This is a genomic window from Streptomyces sp. NPDC034084, assembly GCF_055575535.1.
The window spans coordinates 758,440-773,954 of record NZ_JBVISK010000002.1; the positions used below are offsets into that span (position 1 = coordinate 758,440).

A 15,515-nucleotide genomic window follows, 5' to 3' on the forward strand; every position below is an offset into this window, starting at 1 on the left:
GTGGGCCCTATGGAGGACGGAAGCCGGACGGATGTAACGAGGGCTTCGCGGGCGGACCGTCTCCTCGTGGAGACCAGGCCGCACCGGCGGGCCGGCACGGTCGTGGTGACTCTCGACGGCGAGCTCGACCATGACACGGCGGGACCGCTCCGCACGGCCCTGGAGCGGACCTCGGGGGCCGTCCGGGTCGTGGTGGACTGCTCAGGGCTGCGGTTCTGCGACTCGACCGGGCTGAACGTCCTTCTGAAGACGCGGCTGCGGCTGCTCGCCGAGGGCGGGCGCCTGGACCTCGCGGGGCTGGGGCCGCCCGTGGACCGGCTCTTCGAGATCACCGGGGCGCTGCAGGTCTTCGGGGTGTACGAGGACGCCGACACCGCACTCGACGCCCCGCGCTAGCCCCGGCGTGGGGCCGCCCTCCCCGTCCCACCGCCAGCCCCTCCCGGGAAGTGGCGCCCCGCATGATTCGGCGCCGCCGGCCGGGGAAGCCGCAGCCGTATGACCGGTCCGCGCGTCCCGTGTGCGAGCCCCCGCAGCCGCCGCTACGAGCTGGCGGCCGGTCCCGGGGTGGTGGGAGAGTGCCGCGAGCTCACGCGGCGGGCGCTGAGCGAGTGGTTCGGGACGGCGGGCGCGCCGGGTCAGGTGGCCGCCGAGGACGCGCTGCTGCTCGTCTCCGAGGTCGTCACGAACGCGCTCACGCACGGCGGCGTCCCGTACGAACTGCGGCTCGACCGCACCGAGGGCCGTCTGTGGGTCCAGGTCAGCGACACGAGCGCGGCACGGCCACGTCCCCACGGCCCGCACCGCCCGGGCCGCCCCTCCGGCCACGGCCTCTACCTGCTGGGCCGGCTCGCGGCCGCCTGGGGCAGTGTCCCCCGGGGCAGCGGCAAGGCCGTCTGGTTCGAGGTGGAGGTGCCGCCGCCCCGGGCCGAAGGACACGCGCCGGACCTGGAGTGAGGGGGTGCGGTCCTGCGTGGCCCGCGCTTCGGCCCGGACTCCGGGAATCCGCTGCCGGGCCGCGGCCTCGACGACGGCCACGCCCCCGTGTCCGGCGAGCCGCCGGCAGTCGTGGTCCGGCGGAGCCGGAGACTGTCGGCGCCGAGCAGGGCGAGAGATCCCTCCCCCCGGAGACCCGGCGGGCCGCCGGGGACCCGTCACCACGACCTCCCGTCCGCCTCCGCGCGGACGTCCGGGGCACGCGTTCGGATCGGCTCCGGATTCTGCCCGCAGCCTGAGGCCGCCCGACCGTTCGCGGCCGGGCGGCCTCAGGCCGCGAGGGCATCGACGACCTCGGCACACGCCAAGAGCGAGGGCCCGCGGCCCTCTCGTACAGCTCGGAAGGGCAAGGGCAGCTCGGAAGGGCGAGGGCTCACCGGCCTCGTCAGTCAGCCGGTTCCTCCGGCGCGGGGTGCTCGGGGTGGACGGTGCCGTCCTGGGGCCGCCCGCGCGGTCCCGTGCCGGCCTCTTCCGTGTCCGGGGGCTTCGCGGCTCCGGTCTCGTCGGGGACGGGTACCGAGAGTGCGTCCTGCCCGCCCGACTGCTGGTCCTCGGGGTCGCGCGGGAGAGGCTCGTCCGCTCGTGGTTGGTTCTGCTGATCGCTCATCCTGCTCGCCTTCCCTCCGGCGCCCCGCCGTCCACGTCTCTGAGCGGCATGAGCGCGATGCATTCGGCGTCGATGCGGTCGGCGACCTCCGTCAGCGCGTCGGCCAGGGCCTGGACCGTCTCCGGTTCGAGGCCCGAGTCGCCGACCTCGGCCGAGTCCAGCCAGTGCGAGCCGAGCCGCCGCAGGAGGCGGGTCACCTCGTCGGCGGGGAGCAGGAGAGGACCTCCGGGGACATGCACGAGAGACATCGACGCGTTCATGAGGAACCGACCTCCGCGGTACGGGACGGGCGTCCGTCAGGGAGCCGTGTCCGTCGCGCCGGCGGGAGTGGGCCGTCGGCGCCCCGGACCACGCGGGGGGTGCCGTCGCCGAGGTTCACGATCGTGCTCCTTCCCGCTCACGTTGTCCATCGGGCCCGAGGGAGCCGGAGCGGTCCCGGTTCCTCTCCCCCGGCCGACTACCCCGCGCGCCGTGCCGTACGCGTGTACGCGTGAGGGCGGGGCGGGCGGGTAGACGCGGCCCGAGGGAGCAGAGGCCGGTGGCCCGGCGCACGAGGTCCCGTGGACGCGGAGGAGGGTTCCCATGGACACCGCCCAGGCGGTCGCGCGACTGCTGCGCGAGCACGGGCGGACCTATGCCGACGAGGCCGGCATCGCCCTGCGGGACGAGCCCGCCCCGCTGTACCAGCTGCTCGTCCTCACGGTCCTGTGCTCCGTGCGGATCAGGGCCGGGACCGCCACCGCCGCCGCCCGTGAGCTGTTCGCCGCGGGACTGCGGACCCCCCGCGCCATGGCGGACTCCTCCTGGCGGGCACGCGTGACCGCGCTCGGGCGGGCGCACTACGTCCGGTACGACGAGAGCACGGCCACCGCCCTCGGGGAGGGCGCGACGCTGGTCCTCGACCGTTACCGGGGCGATCTGCGGCACCTCCGCGAGGAGGCCTCGGGCCGGCCGGAGAAACTCCGCGAACTGCTGCGGGAGGTGCCCAGGATCGGCCCGGTGGGCGCCGGCATCTTCTGCCGCGAGGCGCAGGCCGTCTGGCCGGAGCTGCGCCCGTACTTCGACGACAGATCCCTCACGACCGCCGGCGTCCTCGGCCTCCCCCACACCCCGGCGGGCCTCGCCCGCCACGTCCCGCCGGAGGACCTGGCCCGCCTGGCGGCCGCCCTCGTACGCGCCGGGCTGTCGGGCCTGACGGTGCGGGAGCTCCGCGCGGCGTGAGAGCGGCAGCCGTTCGGGCCGCCGCCCGTGACGTACTCCGTGATGACCGGAAAGGACCCCGTGATGACCGCACCTCCTCTCACCACGCTCGGCCCCCGCAGCGATCTCTCCCAGGTCTTCGAGCTCGCGCAGCAGTTGCGGGTGGACTCGGTGCGCGCCAGTACGGCCGTGGGCTCCGGGCACCCCACCTCCAGTCTGTCCGCGGCCGATCTGATGGCGGTCCTGATGACCCGCCATCTCCGCTACGACTGGGAGGCGCCGGACAATCCGGCCGCCGACCACCTGGTCTTCTCCAAGGGCCACGCGTCGCCCCTGCTCTACGCGATGTTCAAGGCCGCCGGGGCGATCGGCGACGACGAGCTGATGACGACGTACCGCCGCTTCGGCCACCGACTCCAGGGCCATCCCACCCCCGAGCTGCCCTGGGTGGACGTGGCCACCGGCTCACTGGGCCAGGGCATCGGCTACGCCGTCGGAATGGCGCTGGCGGTCCGGGACCTGGAGCGGCGCCCCTCCCGGGTGTGGGTGCTGTGCGGCGACAGCGAGACGGCCGAGGGCTCCGTGTGGGAGGCCCTCGACAAAGCCGGGCACCACCGGCTGGCGAACCTCACGGTCCTGCTCGACGTGAACCGCCTCGGCCAGAGCGGGCCCACCGAGCTGGAGTGGGACACCGACACCTACGCCCGCCGCGTCGAGGCGTTCGGGTGCCGGGCGATCGTGGTCGACGGACACGACCTCGAAGCGATCGACCGGGCTCTGATCACGGCCGCCGACGGGCGGGCGCCCACCGTCGTCATCGCCAGGACCGTCAAGGGTCGTGGTGTGACGGAGGTGGCCGACAAGGAGGGGTGGCACGGCAAGGCCCTGCCCGAGGACCTGGCGGAACGCGCCGTGGCCGAGCTGGGCGGCGTACGCGATCTGCGGGTACGCGGCCCCCGGCCGCCCGACGACCCTTCACCGCGACCCGGCGGACCGTCCGCACGCCCCGGCGGCCGCGCCGAGCCGGTCGAGCTGCCCCGCTTCGAGGTCGGCGACGAGGTCGCCACCCGCGTGGCCTTCGGTGCTGCCCTGGCGGCCCTCGGTGTCAGGCCGGAGATCGTCGCCCTGGACGCCGAGGTGGGGAACTCGACCCACGCCGAGGACTTCGGTAAGGCCCATCCGGAGCGGTACTTCCAGACGTACATCGCCGAACAGCAGATGATCGCGGACGCGGTCGGCATGGCCGTGCGCGGCTTCCGCCCGTACGCCACCACTTTCGCCGCCTTCCTCACCCGCGCGCACGACTTCATCCGGATGGCCGCCGTCTCGCGGATCACGATGGCCTTGTGCGGGACGCACTGCGGCGTCGAGATCGGCGCGGACGGGCCTTCGCAGATGGGGGTGGAGGACCTCGCGATGATGCGGGCGGTCCTCGGTTCCACCGTGCTGTATCCGAGCGACGCCACCTCGGCGGCCGCCCTGACCGCGGCCATGGCCGACCTGGACGGGATCTCCTATCTGCGCACCACCCGCGGGGCCTACCCGGTCCTCTACGGCGAAGGCGAGACCTTCCCGGTGGGCGGCTCGAAGACCCTGCGCCAGGGCGCGGACGACCAGGTCACGCTCGTCGGCGCCGGGGTCACCCTGCACGAGTGCCTGGCGGCCGCCGAGGAGCTGGCGGAGGAGGGCGTACGGGCCCGGGTCGTCGACCTGTACTCCGTCAAGCCCGTCGACGCCGCCACCCTGGCCCGCGCGGCCCGGGAGACCGGCGCGCTGGTCGTCGTCGAGGACCACCATCCCGAGGGCGGGCTCGGCGAGGCCGTCTTGTCGGCCCTCGCCGCGCAGGGCGTCCACCCCGCCTTCGCCCATCTCGCCGTCACGGAGCTGCCCGGTTCCGGCACCACCGAGGAACTCCTCGACGCCTGCGGCATCTCCCGCACTCACATCGCGCGGGCCGCCCGGGCCCTGGTCGCCGGGTAGCCACCTGCCCGGTCGGCCCGCCTCATCGGCCGGAAAGTCACTCCTTCCGATGATTTCCGTCGGTTGGCCGGGCTCTGCGTGTTATCGCGCCCGCGCGGTCCGCCGTAGGCGACCATGACGGACGCCGAAACCGTCACGATGAGCGGAAGAAGGACCCACGTGCCCGGCAGCGAGAGCGAGAACCCGGCGATCCCCTCGCCCACCCCCACCGAGACCCGGCCCAAGACCAACAGGGACTGGTGGCCGAACCAACTGGACCTGCAGGTACTCCATCAGCATTCGCCCCTGTCCGATCCGATGGGCGACGACTTCGACTACGCGAAGGAGTTCGCGGGCCTCGACGTCGACGCGCTGAAGCGGGACGTCTTCGCGGTGATGACGGACTCCCAGGAGTGGTGGCCCGCCGACTACGGCCACTACGGGCCCCTCTTCATCCGGATGAGCTGGCACGCGGCGGGCACGTACCGCATCGCGGACGGCCGGGGCGGCGGCGGGCGGGGAGCCCAGCGGTTCGCCCCGCTCAACAGCTGGCCGGACAACGCGAGCCTCGACAAGGCGCGCCGGCTGCTGTGGCCGGTCAAGCAGAAGTACGGGCGGAAGATCTCGTGGGCCGATCTGCTGGTCTTCGCCGGCAACTGCGCCATGGAGTCGATGGGGTTCAGGACGTTCGGGTTCGGCTTCGGGCGCCCCGACATCTGGGAGCCCGAGGAGATCTTCTGGGGCCCCGAGGACACCTGGCTCGGGGACGAGCGCTACAGCGACGACCGGGAGCTCACCGGCCCCTTCGGCGCGGTGCAGATGGGTCTGATCTACGTCAACCCGGAGGGGCCCAACGGCAATCCGGACCCGGTCGCCGCCGCCCGGGACATCCGGGAGACCTTCGGGCGCATGGCGATGAACGACGAGGAGACCGTCGCGCTCATCGTCGGCGGCCACACGTTCGGCAAGTGTCACGGCGCGGTCGATCCGCAGTACATCGGCCCGGAGCCCGAGGCCGCCCCCATCGAGCAGCAGGCCCTCGGCTGGAGGAACGCGTACGGCACCGGCACCGGCGCCGACGCGCTCACCAGCGGGCTCGAAGGGGCGTGGACCACCGAGCCGACGAAGTGGGACAACGGCTACCTGGACAACCTCTTCCGATACGAGTGGGAGCTGACCAGGAGCCCCGCCGGCGCCCAGCAGTGGACCCCGAAGGACGCGTCCGCGAAGGACACGGTGCCCGACGCGCACGACCCGTCGAAGCGGCACGCCCCGATGATGCTCACGACGGACCTCGCGCTGCGGATGGACCCGGTCTACGCGCCGATCGCGAAGCGCTTCCACGAGAACCCCGACCAGCTCGCGGACGCCTTCGCCAAGGCCTGGTACAAGCTGCTGCACCGCGACATGGGCCCCCTCTCGCGCTACCTCGGCCCGTGGGTGCCCGAGCCGCAGCTCTGGCAGGACCCCGTGCCCGCGGTCGACCACCCGCTGGTCGGGGAGGCCGACATCACCGCTCTCAAGGCCAGGATCCTCGACTCCGGCCTCTCCGTCTCCCAGCTGGTCACCACCGCCTGGGCGTCGGCCGCGACCTTCCGCGGCACCGACAAGCGCGGCGGCGCCAACGGGGCGCGGATCCGGCTCGCCCCGCAGAAGGACTGGGAGGTCAACGACCTGCCCGAGGTGGCCCAGGTAATCGAGACCCTCGACGGGATCCGCGAGGACTTCGAGGGCTCTTCCGGCGGGACGAGGATCTCGCTCGCGGACCTCATCGTCCTCGGCGGGTGCGCGGCCGTGGAGCAGGCCGCGAAGAACGCCGGGCACGACCTCACGGTCCCGTTCGCGCCGGGGCGCACGGACGCCTCGCAGGAGCAGACGGACGTGGAGACGTTCGCGGTGCTCGAGCCCCGGGCGGACGGCTTCCGCAACTACCTCCAGGCGGGAGAGAAGCTGTCGCCGGAGACCCTGCTGCTCGACCGCGCCAGCCTGCTGACGCTGACCGCGCCCGAGATGACGGTGCTCGTCGGCGGCATGCGGGTGCTGGGCACCGGCTTCCGGCAGTCGCCGCACGGGGCCTTCACCGACCGGCCGGAGTCGCTGACCAACGACTTCTTCGTACAGCTCCTCGACATGGGCACGGAGTGGAAGGCGTCGACGACCGACGAGAACGTCTTCGAGGGCCGCGACCGCGCCACGGGCGAGGTGCGGTGGACCGCCACGCCCGTCGACCTCGTCTTCGGCTCGCACTCCCAGCTGCGGGCCCTCGCGGAGGTGTACGCGGCCTCGGACGCGGGAGAGAAGTTCGCGCGGGACTTCGTGGCCGCGTGGGACAAGGTGATGAACCTGGACCGGTTCGACCTGCGCTGAGCGCGGAACGCCCCGCGACGCCCGGGCCGGCCGGGCGTCGCGGGGCGGCTGTCGGCGGCTGTCATGGGTCAGGTGGTGAGCAGCCGATGGGGTCAGCCGGTCGGGTCAGGTGGTGAGCAGCCGGTTGAAGAACGAGCGGTACTGGCGCAGGGCCGTGCGCAGGCCCTCCGTGTCGACGTCCTCGCCCTCGCTCCACTTCCCCTCGAGCTCCTTCTTGCGGTCGGCGAAGGTGTCGGCGAGCTTCCGGATCACCTCGGTGACCAGTTCGTCGGCCTCGTGCACGGCTCCGCGGGGGTCGTCGACGAACCGGCTCTGGATGTCGTGCCAGCGCGTACGGAACGCCTCGTCGTCATCAGGGTCCAGCAGGCGCGGCAGCTCGCCGTCGGAACCCTCTTCCCGAGTCCCGTGCGTCTCCTGGGTCTCCTGGGTCTCCTGGGTCTCCTGGGTTGCGTCGTCGCGGAACGGGGTGTCGGTGCCGGAGCGGGCGGGCGCCTGGCTCTCGGCCTCGGCTCCGGTGTCTGCGCGGCCGGTGTCCGTCCGGGTGTACGGGTCTGTGTCGGCGTCGGTTCCGACCTCTGTTCCGGTGCCGGTGCCGATGCCTGTGTCGGCCTCGGTGCCGGTGTCGGTGTCGGCCTCCGTGTAGGGGCCGGTGCCCGTTTTCGTACGGTCCGGGAGGTCGGTGCCTTCCCCGGGATACATGGGCGGTGCGTCGGGTCCGCCGTCCCGCGCCGGTGTGTCGTACTCGCGCATGGCGCGTCCTCCTGTTCAGGTCAGGTCCGGTCGGTTCCGGGCGCGTCGCCGTTGGAGAGAAGCTCGTCGAACAGGGCCCTGTAGTGGACCATCGCGCCTCTCAACTGCTCGGTGGTGGCCTGCCGCGAGGCACTCAGGGTGTTGATCTCGTGCGCTGCCTGATAGTGCTCCAGCGTGCGGCCGTGCTCCACGGAGAGGTCCCGCATCTGCTGCTCGAAGCCCTCCGTGGGATAGCCCCGCTCGCGCATGAGCGAGGTCACCAGCGTGTCCGCGTCGTGCACCGCGCCCTCGGGGCGGTCCACGAACTCCTCCTGCACACTGCTCCACCGCTCGGCGTAACGCTCCCTCGCACCGCTCGGCAACGGCTTGATGTCCAGGTCCTCATGGCGCTTCTCGCGGTCCCCGAGGTCGCGCTCGGCGGCCCTCCTGCTTCCGGTCTCCTCGACGGCGCGGTCGTACTCGGGTCCGAAGCGCTCGCGGAGGCGGCGCCGGCGCCGCCTGTCCAGGGCGATGGCCAGCACGATCAGCGCGATGACCACCACGACGGGTATGACAATGGCCAGAATCGTTCCTGTCGACATCGGCCTCGTCACCTCGGCTCTCATCGATCTCCCCGGCGGCTGCCCAGGCAGGCGGGCCTGAAACGGCGGCGGCGGCGCGGGTACGGGATGGCTGCCTGGTGGTGTCGACACCAGGTGTGGCACACACTCCCGGCCGGCCGCCGGGCACGCCACTGTGGTGGTCATGACCCACACCACTCTGATCACCGGCGTCACCCATGGCATGGGGCGCGCGCTGGCGCTCGACCTGGCGCCGCGCGGCGGCACCCTCCTCCTGCACGGCCGGAACGCCGAACGGCTGGAGGGCGTGGCCGTCGAGGCTCGTGCCGCCGGTCCCGGCACCACCGTCCGCACCTACCTCGCCGACCTGTCCGATCTCGACCAGGTGCGGTCGATGGCCGCCCGGATCCGGGCGGCGGAGCCGCACCTCGACGGCCTGATCCACAACGCGGTGGCGGGCGGCGGTTCACGGCCGCTCGTCCGGGAGATGAGCCGTCAGGGTCATGAACTCCGCTTCGCCGTGAACCACTTGGCACCGTACACGCTGACCCGCGCCCTGCTGCCGCTGCTCACCGCCTCGGCTCCGGCGCGGGTCGTCAACGTCGCCTCGATCGGACAGGAGGCCATCGACTTCGACGACGTGATGCTGGAGCGGGACTACGAGGGGCTGCGCGCCTACTGCCGGAGCAAACTGGCCATGATCATGGCGACGTTCGAGCTGGCCGCCGAGCTGGAGGGCACGGGGGTCACGGTGAACGCCCTCCACCCGGCCCATCTGATGGACACGCCCGGCGTCCGCTCCTACGGCCTCGCGCCCGTCACCACCACCGAAGAGGGCGTCCGCCCGACCGTACGACTACTCCTCGACCCGGAACTGGCGACCGTCACGGGCCGCTACTTCGACCGGTTCACCGAGGCACGGGCCCACGAGCAGGCGTACGACACGGGTGCGCGCGAGCGTCTGATGAAGGTGACGCACGACCTGATCGGGAGCCCCCGCTGACCGGGGCCCTTCAGGTCGCCCGCCACGCGCTTCCGGTACCGGGGCCGGAGCGGCGGCGACGGGGGCAGGCGCATCGGCCGCCTCAGACCGCCGCCGACTCCCCGTCCGGCGTGTGCGCGGCGGTCTCGGCCGCGGTGAAGGAGGAGGTGAAGGTGAACGCGCGCGGGGACGGTCCGTGGGCCCGCAGGTCCGCGAGCCGTTCCAGGGCCTCGGCGACGGTCGGGATGTGGCCGGCGGGGACCCACCAGAGCACCAGGTGCGCCTCGACGTGCCGGTGGAACCAGTCACGGCGCTTCCGCATGACCTCCAGGTGCCCACTGCGGTACGCGAAGCCCCACAGCGCTTCCCGGCTCTCCCACACCGACAGGTTGACGATGACGTCCTCGCCCAGCGGGCGCAGGCCGGTGGCGTCGGCCTCCCCGTCCTCCACGAGCCGCCACACGAAGCCCGGCGCGCCGTCGGCGGCGGCGTTGACCGGATCGAGCATCTCGACGAACGGCGCCACGCGCGGATCGTCGAGGGGGTGCCGAAGCGTCGCGACGTTGAGCTGGGCGAGGTGGACGGAGTGCGGGGATGTGGTCATGGCCTCATCCCAGCACGCACCGCTTTTCTATGTCAATCCACATTGTTTTTAGAAACCTCGACCACCACGCAGCACTCCCCCGGCCGGGCGTCCATGCGGGCGCGCACGGGACCGTCCGCGCCGAGCAGCCCTTCGAGAAGGGCGAGGTTCATGCCGCAGACGAGCGGCGGAAAGCTCTCGGCGACGACATGGAAGGGGCAGTTGCGCATCCGGACGGCACCCGCGGCCTCCCCTTCAGCGCCCTCCAGGTACGGCTCGTAGCCCCGGCCCGCGAGTATCTCCGCGGCTTCTTCGAGGCTGCCGCAGGGCCCCGCCGAGCCGCGCAGGGCCTCGCCCCGGCGGCGCGCCGACGCGCAGAGCCCGGCGTCGAGCCCGGCCTGCTCGGCGGCTTCGGCGAGCAGCTCGGCGGCGGTGCGGTAGTCACGGGCGGGCAGTGACACCGACCGCTCACCCGGGGCTCGCGTGTACACCTTGGCAGGGCGGCCCGCGCCCGGTCCCGAGCGTCCCGACAGGCGCCGACTACCGCTCTCCAGCAGCCCGGCCGCGGTCAGCTTGTCCAGATGGTGCGCGGCCAGGGTGCGCGTCACCCCGGCCGCCTCGGCGGCCTCGTTGCGCCCGACCTCGCGGCCCTGGGCCACCACGTACTCGTACAGGCGGCGCCGTACAGGATCCTGTAGCACCGCGATCGCGTCGATGTCCTCCACGAGACCAGTCTAGGAACAACGCGCATAGGCGATAGAAGCCGCCCACCTGATGAAATTGTTCATTCAGACCCTTGATACCTGTTGATCCCTATGCGAGATTCGGCGCACCGCAGTGCGGGTCGCGGCTGCGGTTCGTCCGGATCCACAGGAATGCCGCGGAGAAGGGTCTCCCACATGCCGGTCCAACACGCCCCCGGGGAACGCCTCGCGATGGAGAGGCGCACCATCGAGGTCATCCCCGACACCGAGCGGCACGGGACGCCGCGCAGCCAGTTCACGCTGTGGTTCGGCGCGAACATGCAGATCACCGCGATCGTCGACGGCGCCCTGTCCGTCGTCTTCGGCGCCGACGCGCTGTGGGCCATACCCGCGCTGCTCATCGGCAACGTGCTCGGCGGCATCGTGATGGCGCTGCACTCCGCGCAGGGACCGCGGCTCGGCGTACCGCAGATGATCTCCAGCCGCGCGCAGTTCGGCGTCCACGGCGCGGTCCTGCCGCTGCTTCTCGTGATCCTCATGTACCTCGGTTTCGCCGCGACCGGCAGTGTCCTGGCCGGCCAGGCGCTGTCCGAGCTGCTCCACGTCGACGACACGCGCGTCGGCATCCTGGTCTTCGGCGTGCTGACCGCCGTGGTCGCCGTCACCGGCTACCGGCTCATCCACGCCGCCGGCCGCGTCGCCACCGTCGTCGGCGTGCTCGGCCTCGGCTACCTCCTCGTGCGGGTGTTCACCCAGTACGACGTCGGCGCGCACGTCGGGAACAAGGACTTCGAGACGGCGACCTTCCTGCTCGCCGTCGGCCTCGGCGCCGGATGGCAGCTCACGTTCGGTCCGTACGTCGCCGACTACTCGCGCTATCTGCCACGCGACACCAGCACGCGCGCGACGTTCTGGTCCACGTTCGCCGGTTCCGTCATCGGGTCCCAGTGGGCGATGACGCTCGGCGCGCTCACCGCGGCCGTCGCGGGCAAGGCCTTCCTCACCGACCAGGTGGGCTTCCTCGGCGACCTGGCAGGGCCCGCGGCCCTCGCCTTCCTGATCTACCTGGTGATCGTGGTCGGCAAGCTGACCGTCAACTGCCTCAACGCGTACGGCGGCTTCATGTCGATCCTGACGACCGTCACCGCCTTCGACGGCCGCTCGCGGATCTCGGCCGCCGCTCGCGCCGCCTACATCGTCGGCTTCACCGCGGTGTCGATCGGGATCGCGCTCGCCGCCAGCGCCGACTTCCTGAACAACTTCAAGAACTTCGTGCTGCTGATCCTCATGGTGTTCACCCCCTGGAGCGCGATCAACCTGGTCGACTACTACCTGGTCTCCCGCGAGCGCGTCGACATTCCCGCGCTGTACGACCCGGAGGGCCGTTACGGCCGGTGGAACGTCACCGCGCTGACCTGTTACGTCGTGGGCGTCGCCGTACAGATCCCATTCCTGGCCACCAAGCTGTACACGGGCGCGATCACCAAGAAGCTCGACGGCGCCGACATCTCGTGGATCGTCGGTCTCGCGGTCACCGCGGCCCTGTACTGGCTGTGGGTGCGGCGCACCGCGAACCCGCCCGCAGAGACCGTGCATCCGGCCACCACCGGAGACGGCGAGCGGTCGGCGGCTCCCGTCGGCTGACCCGTACTCCTCGATGTTTGAAATCGGAATTACGGTGCATACGCACCCGTGGACAGGGTGAACCACCGGGAGTTCGCTACGGATCCGGTGCTCCTGGCACCCTGCCGACGGCAGGTGATACCCGTGACATTCGGTGTGGGGCGACATGGCAGCCATCGGGGCAGCGCGCCGGCCCGATGGTTGCCCATGGCCCTCAAGTACCGGGCCCTCGTGCGACTGACGAAGTGGGGGCTTCGTCTTTTGGCATGGGGAGCTCGGCTGGCGGTGCGGCGGGGTGTGCGCTCGATGACCCCGACCGCTCTGCGGCACAGAGTGTGAAGGACGACGCATGAGCACGTGGGAGAGGGCGAAGGCCCAGGTGGAGGAAGTCGCCGGGAAGGCCGTCAGGAAGTCCGCGCACGCGATGGGCAAGGAGAAGCTGGCGGCCAAGGGCGGAGCGCTGGAAGCGCGAGGCAAAGCGCGCGAGCTGAAGGAGAAGGCGAAGCACGAGCTTCCCTGACCCACGGCGCAGACGGGGTTTACAAGTCGAAGGCCGGTAAACAAGCCGCGGGGAACCACATTCCCCAGCAGGAGACAGGACGGAATCATGGGCATCATCGCTTGGATCCTCATCGGGCTTCTCGCGGGCATCATCGCCAAGATGCTGATGCCGGGGAAGGACCCGGGCGGCATCATCATCACCACGCTCATCGGTATCGCCGGCGCCCTGCTCGGTGGATGGCTCGGGAAGGTCCTCTTCGACGTGGACTCCGTCGACGGGTTCTTCGAACTCTCCACCTGGATAGCCGCCATCGTCGGCTCGCTCATCCTCCTCGCGGTCTACCGGCTGCTCACGCGGCACCGGTGACGGGCGCGACCGGCGCCCCACCGGCACCACACGGTCCGACGGCCTCCCCTCTTCCGAGGGGAGGCCGTCGGACCGTGTGGTGCTCAGTGTTCGGGGGGAAGCAGGTGGCCGAGGGGGCCGAGGTCGAGGTTGAGGTCTTCGAGACGGTAGCCGTGCTCGGCGCACAGCTCGGTCATGCGGTCGTGCAGGGCGAGGAGGGTGGCTCCCAGCTCCTCCTCCTGCGCGTCGCTGAGGTCACCCGCGTCGACGCGGCGCAGGGCCTGGCGTTCGATGAGCTGGCGCAGGAGCTCGACGACGGTGAGGACGAGCTTGAGGAGGTCCTCGCCGACGGTCTCGGGGTCGGAGCGCATGCGGTGGGCCGGGGGGCGGGATTCCCCGGGAGCGGCCGGAGGTGCCTGGAGCAGGCGGAAGGCCTGGGCGAGGGGGGTGCCGAGCGCTTCGAGGTCGGGACGCGTGGCTCGGGGGTCGCGAGGGGCGGTCACGGCCGGTCCCCGGGAGCGAAGGGGTCGTCGGACGTCGTGACGGAGGTGATGAGGGCCCGCAGGGAGATGCGTACGAGGTCGATGTCGGCGATCGACAGGACGATGTCGCCCGTGATGACGACGCCGCCGGCCAAAAGCCGGTCCAGGAGGTCGACGAGGGCGACCTGCCGGCCGGGCAGGGGTTCGTCCCGCGCGGTGAGGCTCATGACGGCGCGCCGGGGTCGTCCGGGGGCGGGTCCTGCGGCATGGCGAACGAGTAGGGCGCCCAGGGGCCGGTGACGTCGATGCGGATGCCGGGCAGGTCCCGGCCGGCCTCCTGGAGGGCGGCACGGAAGGCCTCGGCCTGGTCGTCGGGAACGAGATAGGCGTCGTTGAGGACGTTCTCGCCGTGCTCGCCGCGGGTGAGCGGTCCGGTCTGCACGGGGTGACGGACGGCGTGGGTGGCGTGCCGGGCCGCGGTGGCGGCGATGCGGTCGGCTGCCTGGCGGGCTTGCAAGTGGCGGTCCTCCCGGGCGTGGTGCTGGGCCCGTCGGGCTTGCAGATAGGCCTTCCCGGGGCCCGCGGAGGCCGGGGGTGCTGCGGGGGTGTCGGCCGGGTCGGCGCCGGGGGCGACGTAGACCTTGACCCCGTACTCGGTGTGGTGGGCGAGGAGCGCCAGCCGGGCCGCGAAGGCGTGCTGCTGCTCGCGCAGGGCGTCCCGTGCGCGGTCGCCGTCCTGGTAGAGGGTGGCCAGCCGCAGGGGCAGTACGACCGTGTGCTCCGCGAGGACCTGGATGACGTGGTGGTGGGCGCGGGCGGTGTCCTCCAGCCAGGCGAGGTCTTCGAAGCGGGACCTGAGGGCCTCTTCCCCCCACTCCCCGGCGGGGACATCACTGACGACGAACGCCGGTCCTGCCGGGTCGCCGCCGTGGGGCGACAGGAGGGCGACCGGTGCGTCGCCGACCCCGCGCAGGCCGGCCAGCGGCTCGCCGAGCCGTGGGGCGGGCACGGCCACGGCGTAGACGTAGGTGAGACCGGGCTCGCCGGTGGTGATGCTCGGCTCGCCGGTGGTGCGGCTCGGCTCACCAGTGGTGAGGCCGGGTTCCCCGGTCACGCGGCTCGGATCCCCGGTCATGCGGCTCGGCTCGCCGGTCATGGTGCGGGCCTCTGCCGCCTGGTGGCGCCGGGCCGAACCGTGTCGTCCCGCTCCGGGCTCTCCTCGGCGTGGCCGGGCGGGGCGGCGTCCAGCCGCTCGCGGCGGAGGGCGTCCAGCTCGGCGCGCAGTCGGCGGTTCTCCTCCGCCAGCGGATCGCCGCTGTGGCGGGAGGAGAGCGAGGGGTCGTGCTCCCACCAGTCGATGCCCATCTCCTTGGCCTTGTCCACCGACGCGATCAGAATCCGCAGTTTGATGGTCAGCAGTTCGATGTCGAGGAGGTTGATGCGGATGTCACCGGCGATCACGATGCCCTTGTCCAGCACGCGTTCGAGGATGTCGGCCAGGCTGGCCGACGAGGACGGCGGGTACGACGCCGGCGTCGCCCGGGAAGGCAGCGGGGCGATCCGGTGGGCAAGCGGGTCAGTCACGGGATCCGACCTCCTGGGTCACGGCCGGCTGTGCCGGAATTGCGCGATCTCGTCGAGACGGTCGAGGAGTTCGTCCTCCTGGCGGTCGAAGGCGGCCTGGTCGATCTCCCCGTCCTGGAGAGCGCGTTCGAGCTCGGCCAGGGCCGCGTAGACGGGCGCGGGGTCGTAGTACTCCGCGTTGGCCTGGTCCAGGGCCTGCTGCGCCGCCCACGTCACGAGCCGCACGGGCATCAGCGGCGCGGTCAGCAGCTGGGTCAGTATCCCCATCACTCCT

20 protein-coding genes are annotated in these 15,515 nt (G+C 72.1%); 9 read left to right on the top strand and 11 right to left on the bottom strand.

Annotated features, from left to right (window positions below; genetic code table 11):
- Positions 1 to 9: 9 nt before the first annotated feature.
- The gene (locus ACZ51I_RS08810) at positions 10 to 396 is read left to right on the top strand and encodes an STAS domain-containing protein (RefSeq protein ID WP_468872862.1); all 387 of its coding nucleotides are present in this window, start codon (positions 10 to 12) and stop codon (positions 394 to 396) included.
- A gap of 99 nt (positions 397 to 495) precedes the next feature.
- On the top strand, positions 496 to 954 hold the full coding sequence (locus tag ACZ51I_RS08815; protein ID WP_468872864.1) for an ATP-binding protein: 459 nt from the start codon (positions 496 to 498) through the stop codon (positions 952 to 954).
- 424 nt (positions 955 to 1,378) lie between these two features.
- Here the strand turns inward: ACZ51I_RS08815 and ACZ51I_RS08820 are convergent, their stop codons facing one another.
- Both ACZ51I_RS08820 and ACZ51I_RS08825 read right to left on the bottom strand, forming a co-directional pair.
- A complete protein-coding gene (locus ACZ51I_RS08820) occupies positions 1,379 to 1,600 on the bottom strand; it encodes a hypothetical protein (RefSeq protein WP_468872866.1) in 222 nt (73 codons plus the stop codon).
- On the bottom strand, positions 1,597 to 1,848 hold the full coding sequence (locus ACZ51I_RS08825) for a DUF6213 family protein (RefSeq protein WP_468872869.1): 252 nt from the start codon (positions 1,846 to 1,848) through the stop codon (positions 1,597 to 1,599). The genes ACZ51I_RS08820 and ACZ51I_RS08825 overlap by 4 nt, the downstream gene beginning before the upstream one ends.
- 334 nt (positions 1,849 to 2,182) lie before the next feature.
- Between ACZ51I_RS08825 and ACZ51I_RS08830 the strand changes: the two genes are divergently transcribed.
- The 3 genes from ACZ51I_RS08830 to katG all read left to right on the top strand — a co-directional run bounded on the left by ACZ51I_RS08830 (position 2,183) and on the right by katG (position 7,126).
- Positions 2,183 to 2,821 (top strand): endonuclease, encoded by a 639-nt coding sequence (locus ACZ51I_RS08830; protein ID WP_468872871.1) that lies wholly within the window; start codon positions 2,183 to 2,185, stop codon positions 2,819 to 2,821.
- A 63-nt stretch (positions 2,822 to 2,884) separates the two neighbouring features.
- A complete protein-coding gene (locus ACZ51I_RS08835; protein ID WP_468872874.1) occupies positions 2,885 to 4,780 on the top strand; it encodes a transketolase in 1,896 nt (631 codons plus the stop codon).
- Positions 4,781 to 4,939: 159 nt separating this feature from the next.
- On the top strand, positions 4,940 to 7,126 hold the full coding sequence (gene katG / locus ACZ51I_RS08840; RefSeq protein ID WP_468872876.1) for a catalase/peroxidase HPI: 2,187 nt from the start codon (positions 4,940 to 4,942) through the stop codon (positions 7,124 to 7,126).
- Positions 7,127 to 7,231: 105 nt separating this feature from the next.
- Here the strand turns inward: katG and ACZ51I_RS08845 are convergent, their stop codons facing one another.
- Both ACZ51I_RS08845 and ACZ51I_RS08850 read right to left on the bottom strand, forming a co-directional pair.
- The gene (locus ACZ51I_RS08845; protein WP_468872879.1) at positions 7,232 to 7,876 is read right to left on the bottom strand and encodes a hypothetical protein; all 645 of its coding nucleotides are present in this window, start codon (positions 7,874 to 7,876) and stop codon (positions 7,232 to 7,234) included.
- Between the two features lie 20 nt (positions 7,877 to 7,896).
- A complete protein-coding gene (locus tag ACZ51I_RS08850; RefSeq protein WP_468872881.1) occupies positions 7,897 to 8,457 on the bottom strand; it encodes a hypothetical protein in 561 nt (186 codons plus the stop codon).
- A 163-nt stretch (positions 8,458 to 8,620) separates the two neighbouring features.
- Between ACZ51I_RS08850 and ACZ51I_RS08855 the strand changes: the two genes are divergently transcribed.
- Positions 8,621 to 9,439 carry an SDR family NAD(P)-dependent oxidoreductase gene (locus ACZ51I_RS08855; RefSeq protein WP_468872884.1) on the top strand — a complete coding sequence of 273 codons (819 nt, stop codon included), beginning with the start codon at positions 8,621 to 8,623 and terminating at the stop codon, positions 9,437 to 9,439.
- Positions 9,440 to 9,521: 82 nt separating this feature from the next.
- Here the strand turns inward: ACZ51I_RS08855 and ACZ51I_RS08860 are convergent, their stop codons facing one another.
- Complete coding sequence (locus ACZ51I_RS08860; protein WP_468872886.1) at positions 9,522 to 10,022, bottom strand: DUF3291 domain-containing protein; 501 nt, start codon at positions 10,020 to 10,022, stop codon at positions 9,522 to 9,524.
- A 32-nt stretch (positions 10,023 to 10,054) separates the two neighbouring features.
- The gene (locus ACZ51I_RS08865) at positions 10,055 to 10,726 is read right to left on the bottom strand and encodes a helix-turn-helix transcriptional regulator (RefSeq protein WP_468872889.1); all 672 of its coding nucleotides are present in this window, start codon (positions 10,724 to 10,726) and stop codon (positions 10,055 to 10,057) included.
- A gap of 174 nt (positions 10,727 to 10,900) precedes the next feature.
- Between ACZ51I_RS08865 and ACZ51I_RS08870 the strand changes: the two genes are divergently transcribed.
- The 3 genes from ACZ51I_RS08870 to ACZ51I_RS08880 all read left to right on the top strand — a co-directional run bounded on the left by ACZ51I_RS08870 (position 10,901) and on the right by ACZ51I_RS08880 (position 13,196).
- Positions 10,901 to 12,349: a purine-cytosine permease family protein gene (locus tag ACZ51I_RS08870; RefSeq protein ID WP_468872892.1), complete on the top strand. Its 1,449-nt coding sequence runs from the start codon at positions 10,901 to 10,903 to the stop codon at positions 12,347 to 12,349.
- Between the two features lie 328 nt (positions 12,350 to 12,677).
- On the top strand, positions 12,678 to 12,848 hold the full coding sequence (locus ACZ51I_RS08875) for a hypothetical protein (protein ID WP_468872894.1): 171 nt from the start codon (positions 12,678 to 12,680) through the stop codon (positions 12,846 to 12,848).
- Positions 12,849 to 12,935: 87 nt separating this feature from the next.
- Positions 12,936 to 13,196 carry a GlsB/YeaQ/YmgE family stress response membrane protein gene (locus ACZ51I_RS08880; protein ID WP_468872896.1) on the top strand — a complete coding sequence of 87 codons (261 nt, stop codon included), beginning with the start codon at positions 12,936 to 12,938 and terminating at the stop codon, positions 13,194 to 13,196.
- Between the two features lie 83 nt (positions 13,197 to 13,279).
- Here ACZ51I_RS08880 and ACZ51I_RS08885 read toward each other — a convergent pair whose 3' ends face one another.
- From ACZ51I_RS08885 to ACZ51I_RS08905, 5 genes are read right to left on the bottom strand one after another with little or no spacing between them, the layout of a single operon-like run.
- Positions 13,280 to 13,678: a gas vesicle protein K gene (locus ACZ51I_RS08885; protein ID WP_468872898.1), complete on the bottom strand. Its 399-nt coding sequence runs from the start codon at positions 13,676 to 13,678 to the stop codon at positions 13,280 to 13,282.
- Positions 13,675 to 13,884: a gas vesicle protein gene (locus ACZ51I_RS08890; protein WP_468872901.1), complete on the bottom strand. Its 210-nt coding sequence runs from the start codon at positions 13,882 to 13,884 to the stop codon at positions 13,675 to 13,677. Before ACZ51I_RS08890 ends, ACZ51I_RS08885 begins: the two co-directional genes overlap by 4 nt.
- A complete protein-coding gene (locus tag ACZ51I_RS08895; RefSeq protein WP_468872904.1) occupies positions 13,881 to 14,771 on the bottom strand; it encodes a GvpL/GvpF family gas vesicle protein in 891 nt (296 codons plus the stop codon). The genes ACZ51I_RS08890 and ACZ51I_RS08895 overlap by 4 nt, the downstream gene beginning before the upstream one ends.
- 38 nt (positions 14,772 to 14,809) lie before the next feature.
- The gene (locus ACZ51I_RS08900) at positions 14,810 to 15,241 is read right to left on the bottom strand and encodes a gas vesicle protein (RefSeq protein WP_468872907.1); all 432 of its coding nucleotides are present in this window, start codon (positions 15,239 to 15,241) and stop codon (positions 14,810 to 14,812) included.
- Between the two features lie 18 nt (positions 15,242 to 15,259).
- On the bottom strand, positions 15,260 to 15,508 hold the full coding sequence (locus ACZ51I_RS08905; RefSeq protein WP_468872909.1) for a gas vesicle protein GvpG: 249 nt from the start codon (positions 15,506 to 15,508) through the stop codon (positions 15,260 to 15,262).
- Positions 15,509 to 15,515: the final 7 nt, after the last annotated feature.